This is a genomic window from uncultured Polaribacter sp., from assembly GCF_947500975.1.
Taxonomy (GTDB): domain Bacteria; phylum Bacteroidota; class Bacteroidia; order Flavobacteriales; family Flavobacteriaceae; genus Polaribacter.
The window spans coordinates 1-3,965 of record NZ_CANMUE010000026.1; the positions used below are offsets into that span (position 1 = coordinate 1).

At 27.6% G+C, this 3,965-nt stretch carries 4 protein-coding genes; all 4 read right to left on the bottom strand.

Annotation, left to right across the window (positions count from 1 at the left end; translation table 11 throughout):
- Positions 1 to 206 precede the first annotated feature (206 nt).
- Entirely contained in the window at positions 207 to 584 is a 378-nt protein-coding gene (locus Q0733_RS12775) for a hypothetical protein (RefSeq protein WP_298782693.1), read from the bottom strand.
- Positions 565 to 2,154: a SprT-like domain-containing protein gene (locus tag Q0733_RS12780; RefSeq protein ID WP_298782695.1), complete on the bottom strand. Its 1,590-nt coding sequence runs from the start codon at positions 2,152 to 2,154 to the stop codon at positions 565 to 567. The genes Q0733_RS12775 and Q0733_RS12780 overlap by 20 nt, the downstream gene beginning before the upstream one ends.
- A 281-nt stretch (positions 2,155 to 2,435) precedes the next feature.
- Complete coding sequence (locus Q0733_RS12785; protein ID WP_298782696.1) at positions 2,436 to 3,365, bottom strand: MBL fold metallo-hydrolase; 930 nt, start codon at positions 3,363 to 3,365, stop codon at positions 2,436 to 2,438.
- On the bottom strand, positions 3,362 to 3,865 hold the full coding sequence (locus Q0733_RS12790) for a hypothetical protein (protein WP_298782698.1): 504 nt from the start codon (positions 3,863 to 3,865) through the stop codon (positions 3,362 to 3,364). The genes Q0733_RS12785 and Q0733_RS12790 overlap by 4 nt, the downstream gene beginning before the upstream one ends.
- Positions 3,866 to 3,965: the final 100 nt, after the last annotated feature.

Here is a 3,965-nt window from a genome sequence, read left to right on the forward strand (position 1 = left end):
CATTCGTACAATTTCATTTTGCTGTTTTTTCAAGCGTTTCAGTTTTTCTGAACAATAAATTACAACGTTGTTGTATATGGTTAGTTGCGTGTTTTAAGCACTAAAGTTAGTAAATAAATCACAGATAGAAAGTCCGCGAGGACTTTCGTAAATTAGCTATTACAAGCAATTAATTTTATACGGTGTTGTGGTTTGTATTTGTTTTTTTAACTCAAAACTTGAAAAATTTTAACTGGTAAAACCTCATACATACCCCCTTTTTTAATTACTAAAAATATATTTATATTACTGTAAGTAGAATACTTAAAAAAATCTTTTTTAGCCGTCAATTTTAATGTTTTTAAATTATCTATAAAAACGAGGGGTTTATTATTGATTTTCTCAAAAAGATATATTCCTTTATGACATAACGGGTATTTATTCTTTTCATATTTATCGATATGTTGACAGTCAGCAATTTCATTGTTATATAATAAATAAAGATTTTCTTTTTTTAAACACCTCGATACTGTTATTGAAACAATACAAAGTATTATAAATATTCCTATTAAATATTTATATTTTTTAATTACAATTTGTGTCATTATTTCTAGATATTAATTTAACAGCAAATAAATTATCTTTTTGGTCATTCGTTAATTCAAACACTCCTTGCGATGCTAAAACTTTATAGTCTTCAAAACTCGAAAATATTGAATTATCATAATTTCTGATAGCAGTAGCCATTCGATTAATAAATTGGTCTCTCATTATATCATGACTATAATTTTGTATACCAGTATCATTAATGTATTTTTCGTATAATTCAGTGAAACTAGAATTAGAATCGTTATAATGCTTTCCTAAAAAAGCATGAGCCATTTCATGAACTAAAATTGCTGCAACTTCAATAGATGACAAGGTACTCATTAAATTTTCATTTATTAAAATACGATAATCTCCATTACTATCAACTTGAGTCTTTCCACCAACATCATTTGGTAAATCACTAGACATTTTAAAAGTTAAATTTCTACCACCAATATTATTATCTCCAAATTCAATAAATAAATCTGTAATCATATTGTGAAAATTAGAAGACCCACTTGATAACAACTTATTGTATACACAATCTGCCTTACCTGTAAGCTTATTAATAATTTGTTCATCAAAATCTACTTCTGCCCCTTCCTCTAAAGCTTTAATAGCTTTTAAAGCAAACTCTTGACTTTCAGAACTACAATCATTATTATTTAAAAGCGTAGAAACATTTTTAATATCTCTATAATCAGTATTAGAATTGTCTAACCATAAAGTATAGTTATAATTTTGAGGGCCAAGACAATCAGCAATTTGCTTTTCATATGGCACAAACAAAGGTATCGAATAAGAAGTATTTGAGTTAGAATTAGAATTGCTTTGACTTCCTCCACCTCCGCCAGTAGGAGAAGGGTCGTTGTCTGTTGACCCTCCAAAATAACCACCATTATTTCCTGTAAAGCCACCACCAGAATTACTTGCTCCACTTGTACCTCCTCCATCTCCTCCAGAAGTTTCTCCACAAGAAAGAAGTCCTATTGCTCCAGATGAATCATCTTGATAAAACCAACAACCACTTGCATGATCATAGAAAATAGATTGATATTTTGAGTAATAATTATTACTTTTGTATTCTATATTAGCATTATTAAGTACTTTACTATCCACATTTAATCGACTAATTGTAAAAGGATAATCTTCTGAGTTTCCAACATAAGTATATCTCCAAATATATAACTGAACTGTATCATTTTTTTTTTCAATAACAAAGTTTTCAAAATCAGAAGAGGCACTTGTAGGTGTTAAAATATTAAAAGTATAAGAAGTAGAGAATCCGGATTCAATTTTAACAATAGAGTCTGTAAGAATAGTTATTGTACTACTATTTTCATTTTTAGAAGACTTACTATACGCTTTAGAAATATCTAAAACAGATTTAAATGAGTTCATTGTAGTTTCTAAATCTTTATTAGAATTAACTTGTTCTAAAGTAGTTGACGTAATCTTTAGGTTAGTAGAATTATTATTCGTGAATTGGTTTAAACTGTTTTCTTTTTCACAATTCCATAGTAATAGAGAAATTCCAAAGAATAGAATTCCAATTTTTAAGAAGCTAATTAATTTGTTTTTTTTCATAGTAGTTTAAATTTAGCAATTATTTTTGACTTTTTGTATTTAAAATATTCGATTCAGCCGTTTGACGAGTCATATAAACCACAACGGTTAGTATATGAAAAGTAGGGCAGTTGATAAGCACTTACTTTCGGTTATACACTTAGCCATATTTTTCATTTTATTTTTATCTTTTCGTTTTTCTAAAATACAAATTAAAAATATGGCGGACTTTGTAAATAAGCACAAGCCTTTGTTTTAGCACTTTATGCCCTATTTTTTATATACATTGTTGGCGGTAGTTTTTATATTCGATTAAACTTTTCAATTAATTCGTCAGTATCAGTTATAATCTCAAAAGTCGGTTGATTTGTTGGGTTATAATCAATTAAAATATGTCCTCTTGAAGTTTTAACTTGATAATGGTTTTCGTCACCACCAATATTGTTTTTACCTTCACAATATTCATATGTACTATATCTTGTATCAACTTCTCTATTGTCTGAAGTATTTACTTTCTCTGAGACCACATTCAAACAATTAGTCTTACCATTTTTCATTTCACCGAACATTTGGGTGCTAAAAGAAGAACGTAATCCGTGATGAGGAGCAACCAAAACATCAACTCCACCTTTTAATTTGTTTCTTAAATTAAAGTTATTATCTAATAAATATTTCATTCCTTCTTTTTGGATGTCAGCAGGAAAAAATACTCGATGTTGGTTTACTATTAGGAATACAACGATTGATATGTTGTTACAATAACTTTCATTTGATAGTGTTTTATCATCTTCACATTCTTCTGGTGGAATATAATAGATGAATTCATTTTGGTCGCTAGTTGTTCTTAAAGGAGGAGTTCTTCCAACTAGCATTTCTTTTAATTTATCTATATTTTTACTTTCTTCAAATAACTCCCAATTTATTTTATGCCCATCAGGCATTCCATCATTGTCATTCGGACAGGTCAACAAATCTGCGTGAAAAAAATCATCAAATTCTTTTATACTTGAAATATGGTCATTGTGAGGATGGCTTATAACTAGTTGGTCTAATTTGAATTTATTTGGGGAAAATGTGCTTTTTTCATTATTTCTTTTAATAAATAATGGATTTAAAAAGTCAGAAATAGGGTTAAAATCTTGACTTTTTCCAATATCAACTAGTAACTTTTTATCATCAAATTCTATATAAGATGAAAGTGCTCCTCCAACATTAAAAATTATTTGTTTCATTTATTTTCTTTATTTCTGGTTGCAACTCTTTTGGTTATAAAACTTGTCTGTTTTCTATACGAAAAGACAAACAAAATAATTAGACTTATTATTAATAAAGTATATGATAGGCTTTCAGATATATTTAGCCAATCGGAAATTTTTTGATAAAGTTTTGAAAATAATAGTAGACAGAAAAGAGAAATTAACGTTCTATACATATTATTAATTTCAGAGAATAATTCAATTTTCTTGTCTTTATCACTAGCAAAAATAAATTCTGAATAGTCTGCGAATTTTATAAATTTCAATTTTTTACTTTGAAGAATTTCCCCAATAATTAATGAACCAAACCTACTTATGATTAGACCAATAAAATAGTATAAAAAGGCACCTAAAATATTATTTTCTTGTACTAAATCATACTTTGTTATTTCTCGAAGAATAATAACAAAAATTATTCCTGGAAATAAGTAATTGAATAAATTGTATGATGATATTTTGTCAATTATTTCTTTCATATTTTGTGTTTCCTCAAATTACCGCCAACGTTCTGGATAAACCGTCGTTTTAATGCGGTTTATGTTTTGTTGTGTGTTGTAAATGTAAGTAAATATTTCT

Excerpts from the sequence above, each read along its gene's own strand:
- Q0733_RS12790 (WP_298782698.1), bottom strand. The coding sequence starts at position 3,865 with ATGAAAGAAATAATTGACAAAATATCATCATACAATTTATTCAATTAC.
- Q0733_RS12785 (WP_298782696.1), bottom strand. The coding sequence starts at position 3,365 with ATGAAACAAATAATTTTTAATGTTGGAGGAGCACTTTCATCTTATATA.
- Q0733_RS12775 (WP_298782693.1), bottom strand. The coding sequence starts at position 584 with ATGACACAAATTGTAATTAAAAAATATAAATATTTAATAGGAATATTT.
- Q0733_RS12780 (WP_298782695.1), bottom strand. The coding sequence starts at position 2,154 with ATGAAAAAAAACAAATTAATTAGCTTCTTAAAAATTGGAATTCTATTC.